The following is an 18,591-nucleotide window of genomic DNA, read 5'->3' as shown; positions in this document are numbered from 1 at the left end:
TGACCCGGTCGAGACCGCGCATGATCACCCCGACCTGTCCCCTGACGATCCCCATGTGCGGGGTGGGCACCGGCACGTGCGCCCCTTCACCATCGACGATCTGCACCCGTCTTGGCCGACCAGCGGCTGGACGTCAGACTGGCGCCAGCCGTCCCTCCGACAGGTGCAGCGCGCGGGGGGCGACGGCGTCGCGAAAGGCCGGGTCGTGGCTGACCAGAAGGACCGCCTGCGGCAGCGCATTCACGATCTCGACCAGCCGCGCCCAGTTGTCCACGTCGAGTGCATTGGTCGGCTCGTCGAGCAGTAGCACCTCGGGCGACATCGCAAGGACAGTTGCGAGCGTCACCAGGCGCTTTTCCCCGCCGGACAGGTGGTGTGTAATCCGATCCCGCAGCCGCATCAGGTCGAGCCGCGTCAGAACGTCATCGACGATGGCCAGCGCCTCGTCCCGGCTGCGACCGAGGTTCAGGGGGCCGAAGGCGATGTCCTCGGCCACGGTGGGGCAGAACAGCTGATCGTCGGCATCCTGGAAGACGAGGCCGACACGGCGGCGGACCTCCTCGAAATCGGGCTCGTCGCGGCGGGCCTCGCCGAAAACGCGGATCGTGCCGGCCCGGGGCGTCAGCAGGCCGACAATGAGCTTCAGGAGCGTCGATTTGCCCGCACCGTTCGCCCCGGTGATCGACAGCCGGTCGCCTGTGCCAAGCGATAGCGAGGCGTCAATCAGGACCGGTGCGGCGTTCGTGTAGCCGAAGCTTATGCCTTCCAACTCGATCAGCGCCATGGACCCAAATCCAGCAGGAGTAGCACCGCCATGGCCGCAACTGCGGCCAATCCGAAGCTCAGATCGCTGCGCGTCGCCTCGAACCGGTGCAGCATCACGATCCGACCCGAGAAGCCCCGGCATTTCATCGCGCCGAGGATGCGTTCGGAGCGCTCCACGGCCCGCACCAGCATCATGCCGACCAGATAGCCATAGCTGCGATAGGTGTGCCAATTGGTGCCGGGCCGGAAACCGCGGACCTTCATCGCGGTGCGAAGGCGAAGGTATTCCTCGCGCAAGGTGCCGATGTAGCGGATAGAGAACATCAACAGATGGACCAGCCGCTCGGGCATCCCCAGTGCATGGAGCGCATGGCCGAGTGTCACCGGCTCCAGTGTCCCTACAAGCACCAGCAGCGCAAGCACCACGGCGTTGGCGGTCAACGCAATCTCGACAGCATGGAGCACCCCTTGCCAACTGGCCGTGAAACCCCAAACGGCAAAGATCGGATCGCCGGGCACGGTGAAGGGCAGCAGGACCAGCATGAAGAGGATGAAGCCGTCCATGGCGGCCATGCGCTTGAGGGTTCGGGTGATGAGCAAACGCGAGGCCAGGAGCAGCGCGACGGAGAGTGCGAAGGCGAGCGCGAGCACCTCGATCCGGGAGCAAGCCACCACCACCACGGCATAAACGACGGCCACGATGATACGCGCACGCGGGTCAACACCGCCAAGCCAGCCAGGCACATCGCCGTTCGGCCCCAGCGCGGCGGCCTGTGGCGTGAGGATTGTCGCCAAGGGTCAGGCCGCCAGCTTGCGGCGGGCGGCAAGGTAGAACCCAAGACCGAAGAGACCGATGATATAGCCGATCCCGCCCAGGATGGTCTGGAAATCGTTGTGGTTCTTGTAGGCCGTGATCTCTTGGCGCAGCGGTCGCATTTCCGTGCGCACAGCTTCCGCAATGGCGGCGCGTTCCTCGTCTGTCAGCGAGGTCACCATGATCCCCCCGCCTGCCGGTGCGTCCGGGCCAGCTTGGGCCACCGCTTCGGTTTCCGGTGCGGCGACGCCCATGATCGCGGCGACATCTTCCGCAGCCATCTCCATTTCGGCAATGTGGCCCGCGCCCAGATCGGCGCGGAAAACATGGGTGACGGCCTCGGTGGGCGTGTAGAGGAAGAAACCGTCCCCGTCCGTGATGACCTCACCCAGCTTGCTTCCCTCTGCGTCGAAGACTTCGACCAGCCGATTGCCGGCCATCTCGCCATTGGAGAACCCGATCTCCCCTTCGATCTCGCGGCCCGCCGGAAAGACGGATGAAATGACATTATGGGCCAGCGCGGCAAAGGGGGCTGCAACCAGGACGAGTGCCAAAATGAGAGCGCGCATCATGCCTTGGCTCCTTTCATGGTCGTGAAGAGATCGGGCTTCACCTGCCGGGCAAGGTAGACCGCCGCTCCGGCAAGCAGCGCTTCGATCCCCATGACGGGGATATGCGCAAAGAAAACGAATTGTGCGGCAGCGACGAACTCGTCTCCTGACAGCATCAGGGAGGCAGCCACCAGCAGCGTTGTGGCGGCGATGGCAAAGGCACCGCCGATCCCGGCCCAGACCGCGCCCATCGCGGGCGAGGCCCGCGCAATCACCGGACCAACGAGGATACCGACCAGAACGGCCGGCAGGGCGATGTTCAGCGTATTCACCCCCAGCACCGTCAATCCGCCGAAGCCAAAGAAGACGGCCTGCAACAAGACCCCCACGAACAGCGCGGGAAAAGCGGCCCAGCCGAGGACAAGCCCGGCCAGACCATTGAGGATCAGATGCACCGAAGAGGGGCCGATCGGAACGTGGATCAGCGAGGCCACGAAAAACGTGGCCGACAAAACGCCCGCCGCCGGAATTTTTTCCAGCGGCAGCTTTTTCAGCCCCAGCGCGATCCCGCCAGCGGCAACGACGGCCCCGCCGAGGACAACCTCGTTCGCAAGCGCCCCGTCAACAATGTGCATGATCTCACTCCAACTCGGTCGCGTGAATCCAGATCACGGCATCTTGCGACAACTCGCGGCCGTCGAACCCGGTCTCCGGTCCGACACCAAGCGCGGCAAAACCCCACCACCCGGCCGTCGGGATGCCGAAGGTGAAATAACCGTTTGCATCGCTGATCGCGATCAGCGTGCCGCCCGCGGGCGCGGCAACCGTCGGTTCGGTCGTGGCACTGACCGCGATGTCGGGCTCGGAGGCCATGTATTCGATCTCGATCTCGGCCCCGGCGACCGGTTCGCCATTTGACAGCACGCGGCCCGTAAAGGTCGAACCGACGAGCACGTTGTAGGGACGGTTCAGGGGCTGGATCTCGGCCGGAAGCCCCATGATGCCGTCCCAATCAGTCGGCAGGCCGTTGCGGTTCAGGAAGACGCGCGCGATCTGCTGAATGTAGATGTCCTCGCTTTCCTCATAGTAGGGCTCGGGCACTGTCACCAAGACGTAGTCGCCCGACCGGCGGATCGGGACCGAGCCACGGAAGGCCTCGCCCGTGTTCTCTGCCCCCTGAAATACTGCGGGTTCGAGCGTATCGAGCAAGTCCGTGCGCTCACCGTTGTGGATCATGTAGAACTCGCGCGGCATAGCGAGGTCCATGACTTGGCCGTTGTCCATCGGGTGCCAGAAGATCAGCTTGACCGGAATTTCACCGGGTGTCTCGATCACCGCCTGTTCGGTGAAATTCAGCAGGAAATGCGCCGATGCCGCCATCGGCAGGGCGGCAGCGACACCAGCCGCGAAGATTGTCGTGCGAAGGGTCATCTACGTCCTCTTTCTGTCGTGCGGCTGAGAAGCCGCGCTTGGAAAGGACGGACGGGGAGATTTGGCGGGAGCGCGCAACCGGAGTGACGCGCCCATGCCCGACGCGTTTCCCCGGCGTCCAGGTGGCCGCGTCCCGGTGGGGACACGCATGACCGGCAGGTCTCCTGGCTCGCGGGTCAATGCTCTGGCTGGCCTTCCCGGATCGCTCCAGTGGCGTTGTCAGCCGAACTCGCCGCTCACAGTTGCGGGGACAGCCGCGGGTTCGGTGTGACCTCACACCCCACCGCGTTCCCTCTTGCCTCCACCCCAGAACGGGGCGGAACCGATCACACCAACCTGATGCCCCACGCCCCGTGTCCGGTCAATAGACGACTCATGGGGCGGAGGAGCGAGTGCCGCGACCATTTGACAATTCCGGGTGTTGATCTCGGCAGCCAAACCATGCCGCCTCGTTTGTCATGTCGACCTATGCGCTGAGCGACGGTGCTCTGGATCGGCTTGAGGCTGCCGCACGTGGCGCAACGTCCCGGCCAGCCCAGCCGGGTCCAGCCCCTTGGCATGCCGTTTCCCGAAGGCCTCCTGACCTGGCTTCCCGGCGCCATGGGGGATTGCCGCAGCGTGGGGCAGAACGCGGACACCAGGCTCGAGACCGGCCCCGATCCCGTGCGAGGCTCCGGCGCGTGCATCGTTTTCACCGTAGGCGACCCTGCCGTACAGCCGGTATGGCCTCCCAGCCCGGCCGGGCCGCGATCGGACCCGGCAGCCCCTCGGCCTTGGCTGAAACATCCGAGATCCGCTCCTCTTAGTGGTCGGCGAGACGGGTGTCCGCCTAATGGGGACTGCAGGTTGGAACGGTTTCCCCGAAATCGAGGATTTCGACGCTGTCTCGTTTGCCGCCTTTTGTGGGCTACGCTCTGGATCCGCTCTACGAAACGGTAGAGCGACGCCCTGCCCCTCACCGCGCTGGCCCGGACACCGCACGGCTTGCGCGGGGATGGCTCAGGGCGAGGCAGCATCAGGAATCTTTTTAAGTTGAAGTATCGATCGCATGCCCCGGCGATCGGAAATTTCGTACGGCGGAAAACCTCAAGGCGGCTGGGACTTTCCTGTCCACCTATTAGTTATATTTTTTAACAAGCCCTTAGCTGAATTCTGGCCGAGAAGGGCGAAAAATCCTTGACAGGGCGTGCATCAAAAACATCCGTTTTGTGCATACATATGCCCCATCCAAATTCGCTGTGGATGGGGCATATGTATGCACGCTCAGGTGATTCGAAATCAAACCTCTCCCCTCCAATATAATGAAATAAAACAATAAAATAAAGCTTCATCGAAATCTGATGGCATAAGCATGCACGTTCGAACCATAACCATGCACACCTCACATTGCTGAAAACAAAAAAGGCCCGCGCGAGGCGGGCCGTCCATCTATGAAAAAGCCAAGTGGTCAGTTCTTCCGGGGCATCTTCTTTCGTCGGGTCGTCTCGTAGGCGTCGAGCAAATTGTGCTGTTTGAAACCCTCTCGGTAGTTCGGCATAGTGAAGGGCGAGTAGCCAAATGGCAAACCTGTGCGGCGCGAAAACCCTTCGGCGAAATGGTCAATAGTGCAGATCTTTTCATTGGCACTAAGGGTGACCGTCAAAGCTTCGATCAACAGCTCGATCACCAGCCCCCATCGTTGGCATCCCGCGAAAACCAAGCGGTCGAGGAAGTCGTCCAACTCGAAGTCATCGAACTCAAGCTGCGCCTTGTCACAGTAGCTGAAGATAAGATGAAGGAGCTCGTCTTTGTCGGTTGTGCTCGCGAGATCGATGCCGGAAAAATTCACGGTGCGCAGGAGCCTGTAGAGCTGCTCTTCCTTCTGAATCTGGGCGGCGAGGCTGGGCACTCCGGAGAAGATCAGCATCAGCGGCCATTGATGATCCTTCAAAAGGGATTTGAAGCTATCCAGAAATTTCTGGTTGGTCAGGCTGTCGTTTTCCGTGAACACGTGCTGGCACTCATCAAAGTGAATGCCAACCACGCCCTGAAGCTCCGCATACTTTCTGACCTTGGAGCAAATCTCGCTTTGCGAGTGCCGCCCTCGCAGCGGGTATCCGAGGACTTCGAGAATTTCGACGCCGAGATCTTTCCAGGTGACCTTGCCGGACAGAAGGCATGAAATGACCCGAGCCGGACGCCCATCGGGCATGGTGGTTGATCCATCGTTAAGGCGCCTCAACATGGCATCGATTTCGGTCGACTTTCCTTGCCGGGAGTCACCGATCACCAAAATCCCGGAGGCTTCAAAACGACCGCCAATCGAGGCTTTGATATAGTATTCCGTGACGCACATAGTCATGGCCTCGGCCAGGTCCTGCGCTCGGTTAAACGGAAAGCGGGCCTCCATCAGGGGCTTTCGAACGTCGACCACCGCCTCGTTGACGAATGACATTACTTCAACTCCTTGAGGTTGGAAGGACGCGCAGATTTCATGGACTGCGACTTGCGTGTGCGAGACGTATTTCCCTTGGAGGGAGGTGGGTTGCTCGCCGAAGTGCCCTGAGATTTTTCCTCCTGTGTCCCATGGTCAGTGGGCTGCTCGTCCGACGACGGCTCGGAGGTTCCGGGCACCTCTTCAGCCGTCCCTTCAATGATCGAGGGTTCTTCACCGATGGCGAAAACCCCGTCGCTTTGCGCCAAGTTGGTGACATCGTCTGGAGAGGTTGTGCTGTTTAGCTGCTTTGTGCGGGGAACCCGGGCGCCTGCGAAGACCGCCCTGGCAAGTGCCTTGCACTCCTCGATGGTCGAATAGCTGCGGGGCAGGTCGTGTTCGACACCGATGGACGAGATGTCAGCGTAACGCCGTGTCCGCGCTTCCATAAGGCGATCATGATAAAGTTCAGTGACGTGCGGATCCTCGCGACGATACTCGGCGACCAACTGCAAGACCTCGCCCAAGGTCATGTCTGCGAATGCGGTCGTCTGAAGGGTGACTTCGATCGGATCCGGCACGCCCGCCATGAGGACCGTGGCAATGTTCAAATTGTCGGGGTCGACAAAGACCTCGACTTTCCCTTTGAAGAACTGCTCTTCGCGGGCCAGCTGCAGATCGTCCGAGTTGAACCAAATACCCTCGAACACGCGCACACCTTCATCGGAAGGTGTGGTGCTGACCTGCCAGCCGAGATGAATGCGCCGGGTGTGGGGGTCGATCACCCCAGCCATCCCGCGGGTATCGTTGAGCTCTTTATAGACATCCCAAGGACGGCGGCCGAACATGCCAACGCCGTAGTGCTTTTGAAAAGGGTATTCGTCCACGAGGTAGCGGGTCAGCATGGCATACAAAAGCTCAACACTCACAACCCCATTTTTGATTGCGTCGTAGCCGGGGATATCTCCCGGGCGGCGTCCCGTGTATCCCGGCATGACCTTGAAAAAACACGACTCCACTGTTCCAAAAAACCGTTCATCATGAGCTCGGTCTGTTGGAGAGTACGTTCGGGTGGTTTCGTTGATCGTTCCAATTCCCATCAATGATGCAATGACGGGTGAACTTCGCAGCCCAGTCCCGTTATCGTTGCGCAAACGGTGAATGCTGCATCCTTTAGCGGGATCATTCTTACACCCGTACCGGGTCTTTTCGCGGGTCTTGTCACGGGTCGCCATGCGCAGAAGAGCAAGAGTAGCCTCTGCATTCGGGTTTTCGGCAATAATCCAAGCCAAAGGCATGCGGCTGGCAACATCAAATAGGACGATAATGTGAAGCCGTTTTCGAATAAACTCATCCGCCTCTTCATAGGCCCTTTTCGTTTCGTCCGAGAGGGTGTGCCAGAAGCCTTTCTCTTTTGCAGACGTCACGAGCGACATTTTCTGCTCATCCATGCCGCAGAGCTCACCAACCATGAACCCCCGGATGTCGGTGCTGCCCCGCCCTTGCCTTCGGCGGGTTTCTCGAACTCCATCTACGGCAATCGCATATTCGGTTGGAGTGACGAGGCGATCACGGTGCTCCCGAAGCGTCTTCTGTGATGGCACAGCGAGTTTTGGCAACTCGTTCAAGATGCGGCGCTTGTTCTCCTCGTGAACGAGCGTCTCAAGGTATTGGTGAACATTCGCGATCGAATGTCCCCTTAGGTCGAAGCCAAATTCGCCCCAGGCTTTGGTCATCAAATCGCGGAGTGGTACGGAAATACGCGGCGACCTGTTGCCACGTAGGTGCGTCAATGGAACGAGGGCCTCGGCCACGCCCTCACCATTGTCGAGTTTCATATAGTTTTTGTAGTATTTCAGGATTGTGCGGCCTTGGTAGAGAATGCGCGCTTTGGTTTTCTCTCCTCCACGAGGCGGCGCGGTTCGAACAGGCTCTTTCAACAGCAGTGTCGTTTGTTCAGCGATAAACCGGCGGGCGCTCAATGTGCTCAGGTTCCGGACGGTCGGGCGAAAACGCGGATTGTCCTGTCGTCGCAAAGCAACAAAAATATCCACGGCCTGGCACATGGCCACGTGAAATCGTCCCAGAGCCTGCTGATCTTTGTTCTTCAGGGACATGATCGACTCGTGGCGGCTTTGTTGCGCAAAGACCGTAAAGCCCGGACTTCCCCTTTCCCCGGACGCACTTATCCCACAGGCTCTGTGAAGGGTATGCCGAGCGCGGTGTAGCCGTTCAGCACGGCGGCTCGGATCTGGAGTTCTGCGACTTGACGATCGAAGTCGCGCGCCATGAGGCTTTGCCCCAGCAGCTTCACGCAATGCATCTTCGTTTCGGCGCGGCTTCGGCGGTGGTATCCGGTCCACCTTCGCCAAAGCGCGCGGCCGAGGTATTTCGAGGCGCGCAGGGCCTCGTTTCGCGCGCCGGCGCCGGCGGTCGACGGCTTCCACGGCTTGGCGTTCTTGCGCGGCGGCATGACGGCATGGGCGCCCCGGTTGGCGATGGCGTCATGGCACTTGCGCGTGTCGTATGCCCCGTCTGCGGTGACCCAGCCGATCTCCACATCCGCGGGGATTTGGTCAAGAAGCTCGGGCAGCATGGGCGCATCCCCGACGTTGCTGCCGGTGACTTCTATGGCGCGGATCTCCAGCGTCTGTTCGTCGACGCCGATGTGGATCTTGCGCCAGACGCGCCGTTTCGCGCCGCCATGCTTGCAGGCGTGCCAATCGCCTTCACCCTCTGCCTTGATGCCGGTGCTGTCGATCAGCAGGTTCAGCGCCCCTGCGAGCCACGGTAGGGGATGGTGACGGCAAGCGTCTTCTGTCGTCGGCTCAATGTGCTGAAATCCGGCACCGTCCAGTCGAGGCCAACCAGCCGCAGAAGGCTCTCGACGAAGCCTGTGGTCTGCCTGAGGGCCATGCCGAAGAGGACTTTCATCGTGAGGCAGGTCTGGATCGTGGCGTCGCTATACAACGGCTGCCGGCCTCGCTTGCCGGTCGGCGGCGGCTCCCAGACCATGTCCGGATCGAACCAGATCGTCAGGGAACCACGCTGTTTCAGCGCTTCGTTGTAGGTCGGCCAGTTCTTGGTCTTGTAGCTCGGCGGGATCGGTCTGCTCATGCAGGACAGCTACCACGCTGGATTCACGAGATGAATCCCTAACCCAACCTTTGCGCAACAAAGCCGCATGCTGCCATCAACGGACAGTCGCCCAAATCGCATTGAACGATCTCTTGTGAACACGGTGTGACAAAACCCGGATTGGGCCGGTCTCACGCTCCGCTTTCGGATTTCCCAGCACGCGATAGGATGTATTCCGCCTGCATTTGCACAGGCTTGTCGATCATTTTTCCATCCAGTCTTGCAGCGCCTTTCCCTTCATCGGCTGCTGCCCGCATCGTTTCCATAACGGTTCTTGCCCAAGCGATCTCATTTTCGGGCGGCGCAAAACCCCGGTTCAATGCGGGGACAGCATCAGGGTGAACGGCCGTCGCACCGGAAAAGCCAAATCGTCGAGCCTCGTGTGCAAGATCCTCAATGGAGGTGCTGTCCAACACTGCGACGGAATCCAACAATCCCAAGGGAACGATGTTGGCGGCGCGGGCCGCATAGACGATTTGCTGCTTCGCACCGAGCAGGCTATCTCGTGAAGGCGTCATTCGACAGGCGGCGGCGAAATCTTCGCTTCCCAAGAGGAGGGCTTGAACTCTTGGGTGAGCCATTGCGATGGCGTTGACCTGTGCCAAGCCACCCGGGGTTTCCACCAGAGCAATGATCGCGACAGATCCGGCCTCGATGCCGCGTTCCGCCTCCAGGTCATCCAGGACCTCAGCAATGGCGATAGGTTTGCCAGGGTGCTCGCACTTCGGAAGAACGATCGCGCTGATTCCGAGATGAAGCAAGGCTTCCAGATCACGGATTCCGGCCCGCATACCGCCGTTTATGCGTATCGCAAGCGCCGAGGGACCAAGGGACAGACCCGGTAAATGCTCCTCCAACATGTTGCGCGCCGCCTGCTTTTCGCCATCCGGCACGCTGTCCTCCAGATCCAGGATCAATGCATCTGCTCCGCGCGACTGCGCCTTGGACAGGAATTTCGCGTTATTGCCGGGCACGTATAAAAGGCTGCGCCAGGTCGTGAGGTCGCTCATGGCTGATGCTCCGGCACAACTCCGGCGGTTTGAAGATCCTTGATGTCCTCGGCGCCAAGGCCCGCCTCCTCGAGAATGGCTTCGCTATGTTCGCCAAGCCGCGGGGCGGGCATGCGGAAGCCGCCGGGTGTCACAGACAGACGTGGAACAGGGCTATGCATCGTAGCCTGACCCAGATCCTCATCCGGGAGATCAACGAAAATCTCGCGGTCGCGGAAATGATCATCCTCCACGATATCTTCAATCGAATAGAGGGGGGCGGCCGTGATCCCCTCGCGTTGCGCTATCTCCATCACCTCGTCACGGCTGCGGCTACCGATCCACTCGGACAAGATCGCGTCAACTTCAGGCTTGTGCGCGACGCGGGCCTCATTGGTCGCGTAGCGCGGGTCTTCGTTCATATCCGCGCGCCCGATCGCCGCAAAGAGACGCGTGGCGGTGCTTTGGATGGATGCCGAAATCGCGATGTAATGGCCATCCGAACTACGATAGACATTGCGGGGACAGGACGTGTTCGACCCATTGCCAACGCGAGGTTTCGCTTCCCCTGTGAGGGCGTAATCCAATGGTTCCGGTCCCAAAACCGAGACCATGGAATCGAGGAGCGCAAGGTCGATGATCTGCCCACGGCCGGTTTTGTCCCGCGCTTGCAGGGCCATCAACACGGCGTTCGAGCCGTAAAGCCCCGAGATCATATCCGCGAGGGCCAAAGGCGGCAGAAGTGGGCCGCTCCCGGCCTCGCCGTTGCGATGAGCAAACCCTGACATGGCCTCGACCAGAGTGCCAAAACCCGGACGCGGACTGTAGGGGCCAGTCTGCCCGAAGCCCGAGACGCGCAGCACGATCAGGCGCGGATTGTCTTCCAACAACAGTTCAGGCGCCAAGCCCATACGTTCCAGCGTTCCGGGTCGAAAGTTCTCGACCAGAACATCCGCTGTTGAAAGCAACCGGCGCAGGAGAGCGATTGCACCCTCCGCGCGAAAATCGACGCCGAGGCTGCGCTTGTTTCGAGCGTACGCTTTCCAGAAACTGGGTTGTCCCGCTTGTTTCCATGCGCGGAGCGGATCACCCTTCGGCAGAGGCTCGACCTTGATCACATCCGCTCCGAAGTCCGCGAACTGAAGCGTTGCCATGTTCCCGGCAACCAGCCGGGAGAGATCAAGAACTCGGATGCCTTCCAAGGGGCCAGGAGGGGCCTCCGGTTGATAAGAAGCTTGGTGCCATTGGCTCTTTTTTGTCATTCCTGCCTCCTTCATTGCCCTGCGGTGTCGGCTTGCGCGCGGCGGCGCGACATCACTCGCTTGGCAAAAAGCGTGCCGATCCCGATCAGGACCATCGCGGCAATGAGGGCTACCGAGATCGGGCGTTCAAGAAAGATCCCGGCATCTCCCTGGCCCATCATAATCGACCGGCGGAAGTAGCCTTCGGCCAATGGCCCCAAGACAACCGCAAGGATGAACGGACCGGTGGGATAGTCGTTCTTGCGCATCAGGTAGCCGATGACGCCGAAGATCAATGCGATCCAGATGTTGAATTCCGAATAGGACAGTGAGAACGCCCCCACCACGCACAGAGCAATCACAACGCTTGCCAGATTGCCCTGAACAAGGCGCAAGAGGTTCACGAATACCGGGATGAGCAACACGTTCGAGGCCAAGAGGAAGACATTCGCCAGAACCAGTCCTGCGATCATAGCCCACATGACGTCGCCCGAGTTGACCATCATCAGAGGTCCGGGCTGCAGGCCGAACATGATCAGGGCGCCCAGCATGATTGCCGTACCGCCCGAACCAGGGATACCGAGCGTGATCAGCGGGATCAGGGCGCCGGGAACAGACGCGTTGTTGGTTGCCTCGGGTCCTGCAAGTCCAGGGATGGATCCTTTGCCGAATTCTTCGGGATTTCGCGCGATCCTCTTCTCCAATGCATAATCGAGGAAGGTCGCGACTGTCGCACCCGCGCCTGGGACAATGCCGATGACCGTTCCCATCAGCGAACCTCTCAGGGTGGCCGGTGCCGCTTCGCGCAGCGATCCACCAGATGGCACGAAATCGGCGATCCGAAGGCTCGGCTTGCCGAGGTTCAAGCGGACCCGCTCTTCGAGGTTGTAGAAGACTTCTCCCAAACCGTAGAGGCCGATGATGATCGCTACGAAGTCTATTCCTTCGATGAGTTCGACCGTCCATACGAACCGCATTCGGCCGGACACGTAGTCAGCGCCGATGGTCCCGACGAGAATTCCGAAACAGGCGACGATCAGCGCTTTGAGAACGTTTCCTCCAGCCAGGAGGATGATCGTGGAAAGCCCCAGCGCCATCAGCAGAAAGTACTCAGGCGCGCCGAGATGAATGGCATAGTCGGCCAATACAGGCGCGAAGAAGATGAGCACCACCAAACCGAACAAGCCGCCGACAAAGGAAGAGATCGCCGAAATGCCAAGCGCAAGTCCTCCGCGCCCTTGCTGCATCATCGGATAGCCTTCCATGGCCGTGATGATGGCCGGTGCATCGCCTGGTGTGTTGATGAGGATCGAGGTGATCCGCCCACCATACATCGTGCCCATGTAAACCCCGGTCAGCAAGCAAAGGCCGGACACATGAGGCATGCCGAAGGTCAGGGGCAACATCAGCGCGATGCCGGCCGAGGGGCCCAGTCCAGGCAGCGCGCCGACTACGGTGCCAATCATGGCGGCCGCGAAAATAACCAGGAGGTTGTAGGGGGTCAGCACCTCGGCGAACCCGCCGCCAAGGCTGTTAAGAATATCTATCATGTCAGGGCCTTAGGTAACGGGGATGTTCAGCCAAAGACTGAAGATCGCGTATATGACGGCAAGAGTGGCTGCTGTGAGCAGGACGGAACGGACCCAACCATGCCCTAGTAGCAAAGCCGAAATCACCGTCATCGCAACGGCAAGCGGGCCCAGGACCGAGCCAAAGCTCGCCGCCGCCGTGGCCAGCAGCAATAGCGCTATGGCACCGATTGCTGGCAAAGCGCGCGCGAGGTCCAACGCCATTTCGCCGGACCGAAGACCTGCCACTACAGCGCGGACCAAAAGCAGGCCGCAAAGCGCAAGGGTCGCAATTGCCATGTTCAACGGGATGAAGCCAGGCCCGAAGGCCTGACTTGATCTGTAAGGCATATCAAGGCTGTCGTGCAGAATGACCCCCGCGAAACAGGCGAGGCCAGCCAAAAGGATGAGTTCGGACCATTTCATCGGGAGTTCCTCCACATTCCTGAGACAGTTCAGTCGATCAGACCGAGATCCATCAGAACTTCGCGATAAACCTGCTGCGTTTCGGCGAGGTAGGCCTCGAATTCTTCACCTGTGAGCAATCCCGGAACAACCGAGTTCGGCTCGAGGTATTCGGTCCGCCAAGCGTCGTTTTCGTTCAGATCCGTCATGAGCGTGACCAGCCATTCCTCGGCCTCCGGCGAAATATCGGCCGGCGCGGTCACCCCGCGGAACAGGCTGAGGACGATGTCGATACCCTGCTCCGAGAAGGTCGGAAGCTCGGGATAGGCCTCGATCCGTTCTTCGGTCGAAATTGCGAGCGCTGCGAGGTCACCGGTCTCGATGAAATCTGAAACCGGGCCCGGATTGGTGATAGCGAAATCGACCTGGTTCGACAGCAAGGCGGCAACAACTTCACCATCGCCATCGAAGGGGATGAAGTTCAGCTCGATACCCGCTTCGCGTGCCAGCAGCACCGTGACGATGTGTTCGATAGATCCCGAAGCAGTACCACCGACATTCAGCATTCGATCGGCACCGAGGATCGCGTCCATGCTCGCGAAATCGCCATCGGGATTCACCACAAGGACCTCGGGGTCGATGCCCAACCGTGCGATTGGCGTAAAGCTCGAGTAGTCGAGAGGAAGATCGGTGTTCAGCGGCGTCGTGATGTGCGACGAGGTAACGGACATCAGGTAATGACCGTCGCCAGCCATGCCGTTGAGATAGCCCATCGCGACCGCCGAACTGCCACCGTCCTTGTTCACGACGTTAAGGGGCACCTCGACCAAGCCTTCTTCGGTCAAGACACGCGCCATGGTGCGAAGCATCGTGTCATGCCCACCGCCGGGACCATAGCCCGCCACGAGTTCGATCCCACGTTCAGGAAAATCCTGGGCCAGCGCCGGGCCGGCAAGGAGTGCAGCTGTACAAGCTGCGGTAAAAATCTTCAGCGAAGTTGTCATTGAGGTCTCCTCCATTTCAATGATCAGGTTGGGGATCGCGACACGCAGCAGCGCATCGCACGGCTGTCTCAGCTGCTTAGTCCACGCGCCTCCGCCAGAACGGCGCTACACCGTTCGGCATGCGCGACAGTGAGATCGATTATTTTTTCGAGTGATCCGGATATGCGATCTGCAGGGCCGGCTATGTTGAGCGCTGCAACCATTCTCCCGTTTCGATCGAGGATTGGTGCAGCGACACCTGCAGCGCCTTCGACAACACCCATCGGGTTTGCGTGATAGCCGAGGCGTTGAGCCTCGCGGACCTCGCTTAACAGGACGGCGGGCTCGATTGTTGCGCCTTCTGTTGAAGACAAAACGTCAAGGTAAGCTGCAAGATCGGCCTCAGAAAGACCGGCCAGTAGCACGATCCCACTTGAGACCTGCCACGCACGGCGCGCCACCGAAATGTCGCGGTCGTAGCGGATTTCTCGCTCAGGCATGACCTTATTGAGATACCGAACCGTCTTCTCAGGCTCGAGCACCGCAAGAAACCCGGACTCCCCAGTATCTGATACGGCCTGCGCAAGAGAGCTTTGCAACAGGCGCAGCAGGCTCCCCCAAGCGGGATTTTCATTCGTGGCTTCGCCCGGAAGCCGGACCAATCGATAATGGGTTGCGTCAGTGCGTTCGGCATACCCGAGATCGACGAGCATCCGTAGCAATCCGAGAGCAGAGCTTTTTGGCAGATTCAATGCCGCAACTGTTTGCGCGAGACTCACTGGCTCAGCGCAACCGGCCATCCATTCAACGAGCAGGAGACTTCTTTCGGCACCGCGACCGCTCATTTTATTGTCCTCCCCCTATTTGTTCATTATAATGAACGTGTTCGATTTGCTGAACATATGTATAGGAGGGCTATACCGGCCTGCGGTCAAGGCATGAAAATCACGCCTGTGTTTTTGTTTTCTCACAAAGACTTAACGTGATTGAATCGCTTTCACGCACGGACGCCAAGCCACTGCAGCCAGCCCGAATCACGCCGCATCCAAGGAATTGGATCTTGAGCATCCCCCCGAGGTTAAGAGCGACGGGGCGTAGCCTCTCGGCACTTCAGAAGCATGCCCGAAGTCTTCCTGTCAGCCATCGCCCTCGCAGCACTCGTCATCTACTGGCTGTGAGTCCTGACCCTAATGACGGGCCGCAGCTTCACCGGTCCGGACATACATGCAAGCCACGGCATCACGGCAAAGCCGAGTGTCAGCTGCGCGGGTGAAGCTGACGGTCCCGTCCTCATGGTCTGGTTGTTGCCCGAGACACATCATCGGTTCGACCATTCATCCTGGAAGCCCTTCGATCCTTTGGATGGAGGCAAGATCGTTGTCCCAATCCGCGCGACTGGACCAACAGATATGCGCGTTGGGCCGTATGTGGATCTGGCTGTCGAGCGACCCTGCCGGCACCACAAGCAAACCAACCTCCGGCTGGGAAACTGGCAGCGCGGACCCGCAGTCGGAGCAAAAGCACTTCACGTGGCGTGTACCGGACAGCTGGAATGTCTTGATGCTTTCCGCCCCCGACACCCAGGTCAGACTGGCAGTGGACGAGAACAAGTTTGCAGAATGGGCCGACCCGCTGTCCTTGCGGCAGCGGGAGCAGTGACACAGGAAAAAGGCTTGGAATTCTCCCGATATGCGGAATTTCACAGCGCCACAAAGGCATTGCCCGGTGATTGGATTATCGTTCATTCGTACTCCTCTAGACAGACAAGCCGTTTTCCGCCAGTCGAACGCAGTCTCATTGATCTCAGGTATCCGCGGGTTGGAAAATGTCGAAAAAGAGGGTCAAGACTTGCCCTGCAAACTCTCGGCCCCAAAGCGGACAGTCACGAAATATCCGGCAGATGCCTGCTCTGGCCCATAAATCGGATATTGTTTGCCTGACGCAAGACTTTCTCAGCTTCGCAGGCCCGCGGCAGCGAGAGAGCTTGCGGCATCGACAGCTGTGACCAAGACAACACACAAGCCATTGTTTTCCCAAGATATAGCAATATGCGCTTTCACGATCGACCCAAAAAACAGAACTTGCCGCTGCTTGAGAAGTTCCGGTGCTACAGGCCTCACCGGTAAGATGTCGGCTTTTGAGAAGATCTGAAGACGCGTTTTCGCGCCTTCCCGTCGCAAGCAACTGGCCCAATGAACGTGATGCAGTTGGCTGACTGCGTCGCCATTGGGGTATGTTGTTTGTTCTTCATGCCCCTGACTTGCGGGGAATGCATGAGGAAGAAAATCTGTGTACAACGCTGTCTGAAACACATCGCGCTGGCTCTTGCCACGTTGTGGTGCATCACAGCGTTCGCTGAGGAAGCCAGGGCGCAGGCGACAGACACCACGCCGCCACGCATCCAGTCGATCACACGTTTTGATCCTGTGGACCAGTATACCAGCGAGACTGAACTGGAATGGGAAGTGACCTTCACCGAAGACGTCACCAGTGTCAGTCTGGGTGGGGATTTTCAAATTGACGGAAATGTTCGCGTTGGCTCTCTTGCGGTACTCGGCGCGGTCCAGGTTACACCGAGCGTCTATCGGTTCAGGCTGCGGTTCTCTTTCGTTGTGTCCGATGGCACCGGGACTATTAGGCTCGAGCCTAGAACCGATGCCGTCATCATGGACATGGCTGGCAACGCCATGACGGATTTCAGTGTCATCGGTGCATATGAGGGTTATAATCCGGACAGCGTTGCGCCGACGCTGTCGATCACCTCTTCGGCATCTTTCCCGACCAACAGTTCCGTGATCCCGCTCACGTTCACATTTTCCGAAATCGTGACCGATTTCGATGCAAGCGATCTGACCCTGACGCAGGGGACCGGCTCTTTCTCGAATTTCAGGGGCAGCGGCAGCACCTATACGGCGGATCTGACCCTCAGCTCGGCGGGCGCGTTTGAGGTCGCCGTAGCGGATGCAGCTGCCGTTGACCGGGCCGGCAATCCCGGCACTGGCGCAACACTCAGCGGCACGCGGGATGTAACGGCGCCGACCGCTGTACTCTCCGCGATCCCTTCCGAGGTGAACGGCCCCTTCGATGTGACCGTGACCTTCGATGAAGACATGACTGGATTTGCGCTTGGCGATTTCACCGTGGTGAATGGCACGGCATCGAACCTTCAAGCCGTCTCCTTGCGGGTCTATTCGGCCACGATCACGCCCGACGGTGATGGCATAGTCACCGTGTCGGTGGGGACAGATGCGGCGACCGATGTGGCGGGTAATGGCAATACGGCGTCCAACTCGGAGAGCACCACGGCGGATGTGGCCCGTCCGACAGTGACGCTCGGCGTACCGAGCGGTTCGGTGAGCGCGCCTTTCTCATTGACGATGACCTTCTCCGAGGAGGTGACGGGCATAGCTCTGGGCGACATCGTGGTGAGCAATGGCGCGGCCACGAATTTGCAACCAACCAGCCCGACCGTCTACACGGCGACCATCACGCCGGCATCGGACGGGACCGTAACAGTCAATTTCCCCGAGAACAGCGTCAGGGACGCATTCGGCAATGACAACGAGGCTGCAGACCAGGTCTCGGTCACCTATGATGCAACCGCACCGACAGCGATCTTGGTCAGCCTCGCCTCCGACAGCGCGACCCCCAATATCGCCGGGACCGGGGACACGATCACCCTGTCCCTGACCGTCGACGAGGACGTGGTCGAGCCGACCGTGACCATCCAGGGCGAAACGGCATCCGTGTCGGGCAGCGGCTCGAACTGGACGGCAACCCTGACCGTTGGCTCGTCGACGACAAAGGGCGACGTGTCCTTCACCGTGTCCGGGATCGAGGACTTGACCGGCAACACAGCCACCGACATTACGTCCACCACGGATGGCAGTTTCGTGCGTATTGGCGATCCGCCGAGCTTCTCGGCTGTCTTCTCGCCCGATGCGATCATCCAGGGCGAAACCAGCACGCTGACCTTCACCGTCGATAACTCGGCAAATGCCATCGCGGCGACCGCCCTCGATTTCACGAACAACCTGCCGACGGGGCTGGAGGTTGCCAACCCGACCAATGCCTCGACGACCTGCACCGGCGGGACGTTGACCGCAATCTCGGGCGCGGGAACTCTCAGCTATACCGGCGGAACAGTCTCGGCGGGGGCCACCTGCACCGTGTCTGCCGATGTCCTGTCAACGGCGGGCGGCAACTTCGTGAACGCCTCAGGCGACCTGACGTCCTCGCTGGGCAATTCCGGGTCGGCAAGCGATACGCTTGAGGTGACCGCCGACACGGTTG

General features: G+C 59.8%; 15 protein-coding genes, 2 pseudogenes and 1 riboswitch. Of the genes and pseudogenes, 2 read left to right on the top strand and 15 right to left on the bottom strand.

Translation table 11 applies throughout. From position 1 onward, the window contains the following. Positions 1-133: 133 nt before the first annotated feature. The 14 genes and pseudogenes from ABD923_RS00085 to ABD923_RS00020 all read right to left on the bottom strand — a co-directional run bounded on the left by ABD923_RS00085 (position 134) and on the right by ABD923_RS00020 (position 15,143). A complete protein-coding gene (locus tag ABD923_RS00085; RefSeq protein WP_259547377.1) occupies positions 134-784 on the bottom strand; it encodes an energy-coupling factor ABC transporter ATP-binding protein in 651 nt (216 codons plus the stop codon). Beyond that, the gene (gene cbiQ / locus ABD923_RS00080; protein ID WP_405048283.1) at positions 775-1,560 is read right to left on the bottom strand and encodes a cobalt ECF transporter T component CbiQ; all 786 of its coding nucleotides are present in this window, start codon (positions 1,558-1,560) and stop codon (positions 775-777) included. Before cbiQ ends, ABD923_RS00085 begins: the two co-directional genes overlap by 10 nt. A 3-nt stretch (positions 1,561-1,563) precedes the next feature. Beyond that, complete coding sequence (locus ABD923_RS00075; protein WP_259547465.1) at positions 1,564-2,148, bottom strand: cobalt ABC transporter permease; 585 nt, start codon at positions 2,146-2,148, stop codon at positions 1,564-1,566. Further along, a complete protein-coding gene (cbiM, locus tag ABD923_RS00070) occupies positions 2,148-2,765 on the bottom strand; it encodes a cobalt transporter CbiM (RefSeq protein ID WP_259547378.1) in 618 nt (205 codons plus the stop codon). Before cbiM ends, ABD923_RS00075 begins: the two co-directional genes overlap by 1 nt. Positions 2,766-2,769: 4 nt before the next feature. Beyond that, positions 2,770-3,561, bottom strand: a complete 792-nt coding sequence (locus ABD923_RS00065) for a DUF4198 domain-containing protein (RefSeq protein ID WP_259547379.1) — start codon at positions 3,559-3,561, stop codon at positions 2,770-2,772. 137 nt (positions 3,562-3,698) lie between these two features. Further along, a riboswitch (cobalamin riboswitch) is annotated at positions 3,699-3,903 on the bottom strand. 1,105 nt (positions 3,904-5,008) lie between these two features. Continuing rightward, positions 5,009-5,995 (bottom strand): ATP-binding protein, encoded by a 987-nt coding sequence (locus ABD923_RS00060; protein WP_259547380.1) that lies wholly within the window; start codon positions 5,993-5,995, stop codon positions 5,009-5,011. Next, complete coding sequence (locus ABD923_RS00055) at positions 5,995-8,091, bottom strand: hypothetical protein (protein ID WP_259547381.1); 2,097 nt, start codon at positions 8,089-8,091, stop codon at positions 5,995-5,997. The genes ABD923_RS00060 and ABD923_RS00055 overlap by 1 nt, the downstream gene beginning before the upstream one ends. Positions 8,092-8,159: 68 nt before the next feature. Further along, positions 8,160-9,091: pseudogene (locus ABD923_RS00050) on the bottom strand (IS5 family transposase). A gap of 152 nt (positions 9,092-9,243) precedes the next feature. Next, entirely contained in the window at positions 9,244-10,122 is an 879-nt protein-coding gene (locus tag ABD923_RS00045) for an HpcH/HpaI aldolase/citrate lyase family protein (RefSeq protein ID WP_259547383.1), read from the bottom strand. Further along, a complete protein-coding gene (locus ABD923_RS00040) occupies positions 10,119-11,363 on the bottom strand; it encodes a CaiB/BaiF CoA transferase family protein (RefSeq protein ID WP_259547384.1) in 1,245 nt (414 codons plus the stop codon). Before ABD923_RS00040 ends, ABD923_RS00045 begins: the two co-directional genes overlap by 4 nt. Positions 11,364-11,374: 11 nt before the next feature. Then, positions 11,375-12,892, bottom strand: coding sequence for a tripartite tricarboxylate transporter permease (locus ABD923_RS00035; RefSeq protein ID WP_259547385.1), 1,518 nt, complete (start codon positions 12,890-12,892; stop codon positions 11,375-11,377). 9 nt (positions 12,893-12,901) lie between these two features. After that, on the bottom strand, positions 12,902-13,336 hold the full coding sequence (locus ABD923_RS00030; RefSeq protein ID WP_259547386.1) for a tripartite tricarboxylate transporter TctB family protein: 435 nt from the start codon (positions 13,334-13,336) through the stop codon (positions 12,902-12,904). A 29-nt stretch (positions 13,337-13,365) separates the two neighbouring features. Beyond that, the gene (locus ABD923_RS00025; RefSeq protein ID WP_259547387.1) at positions 13,366-14,319 is read right to left on the bottom strand and encodes a tripartite tricarboxylate transporter substrate binding protein; all 954 of its coding nucleotides are present in this window, start codon (positions 14,317-14,319) and stop codon (positions 13,366-13,368) included. A 68-nt stretch (positions 14,320-14,387) separates the two neighbouring features. After that, positions 14,388-15,143 carry an IclR family transcriptional regulator gene (locus ABD923_RS00020; RefSeq protein ID WP_259547388.1) on the bottom strand — a complete coding sequence of 252 codons (756 nt, stop codon included), beginning with the start codon at positions 15,141-15,143 and terminating at the stop codon, positions 14,388-14,390. A gap of 243 nt (positions 15,144-15,386) precedes the next feature. Between ABD923_RS00020 and ABD923_RS00015 the strand changes: the two are divergent. Then, positions 15,387-15,476: pseudogene (locus ABD923_RS00015) on the top strand (IS5/IS1182 family transposase); the annotation flags it as partial. Between the two features lie 156 nt (positions 15,477-15,632). Here ABD923_RS00015 and ABD923_RS00010 read toward each other — a convergent pair. After that, the gene (locus tag ABD923_RS00010; protein ID WP_259547389.1) at positions 15,633-16,043 is read right to left on the bottom strand and encodes a GFA family protein; all 411 of its coding nucleotides are present in this window, start codon (positions 16,041-16,043) and stop codon (positions 15,633-15,635) included. Positions 16,044-16,571: 528 nt separating this feature from the next. On the opposite strand from ABD923_RS00010, the gene ABD923_RS00005 reads away from it, so the two are divergent. Further along, positions 16,572-18,591: Ig-like domain-containing protein (locus ABD923_RS00005; RefSeq protein WP_345229366.1), on the top strand; the 2,020-nt coding region annotated here is incomplete at its 3' end.

This window comes from [Roseibacterium] beibuensis (genome assembly GCF_039542305.1).
Lineage (GTDB): Bacteria > Pseudomonadota > Alphaproteobacteria > Rhodobacterales > Rhodobacteraceae > Roseibacterium > Roseibacterium beibuensis.
The sequence above is the reverse complement of the archived record's forward strand: the minus strand, read 5'-3'. Positions and strand labels throughout refer to the sequence as shown.

Excerpts from the sequence above, each read along its gene's own strand:
- ABD923_RS00040 (WP_259547384.1), bottom strand. The coding sequence starts at position 11,363 with ATGACAAAAAAGAGCCAATGGCACCAAGCTTCTTATCAACCGGAGGCC.
- cbiM (WP_259547378.1), bottom strand. The coding sequence starts at position 2,765 with ATGCACATTGTTGACGGGGCGCTTGCGAACGAGGTTGTCCTCGGCGGG.
- ABD923_RS00055 (WP_259547381.1), bottom strand. The coding sequence starts at position 8,091 with ATGTCCCTGAAGAACAAAGATCAGCAGGCTCTGGGACGATTTCACGTG.
- ABD923_RS00065 (WP_259547379.1), bottom strand. The coding sequence starts at position 3,561 with ATGACCCTTCGCACGACAATCTTCGCGGCTGGTGTCGCTGCCGCCCTG.
- ABD923_RS00075 (WP_259547465.1), bottom strand. The coding sequence starts at position 2,148 with ATGCGCGCTCTCATTTTGGCACTCGTCCTGGTTGCAGCCCCCTTTGCC.
- ABD923_RS00020 (WP_259547388.1), bottom strand. The coding sequence starts at position 15,143 with ATGAGCGGTCGCGGTGCCGAAAGAAGTCTCCTGCTCGTTGAATGGATG.
- ABD923_RS00030 (WP_259547386.1), bottom strand. The coding sequence starts at position 13,336 with ATGAAATGGTCCGAACTCATCCTTTTGGCTGGCCTCGCCTGTTTCGCG.
- ABD923_RS00045 (WP_259547383.1), bottom strand. The coding sequence starts at position 10,122 with ATGAGCGACCTCACGACCTGGCGCAGCCTTTTATACGTGCCCGGCAAT.
- ABD923_RS00035 (WP_259547385.1), bottom strand. The coding sequence starts at position 12,892 with ATGATAGATATTCTTAACAGCCTTGGCGGCGGGTTCGCCGAGGTGCTG.
- ABD923_RS00010 (WP_259547389.1), bottom strand. The coding sequence starts at position 16,043 with ATGAACGATAATCCAATCACCGGGCAATGCCTTTGTGGCGCTGTGAAA.
- ABD923_RS00085 (WP_259547377.1), bottom strand. The coding sequence starts at position 784 with ATGGCGCTGATCGAGTTGGAAGGCATAAGCTTCGGCTACACGAACGCC.
- ABD923_RS00025 (WP_259547387.1), bottom strand. The coding sequence starts at position 14,319 with ATGACAACTTCGCTGAAGATTTTTACCGCAGCTTGTACAGCTGCACTC.
- ABD923_RS00060 (WP_259547380.1), bottom strand. The coding sequence starts at position 5,995 with ATGTCATTCGTCAACGAGGCGGTGGTCGACGTTCGAAAGCCCCTGATG.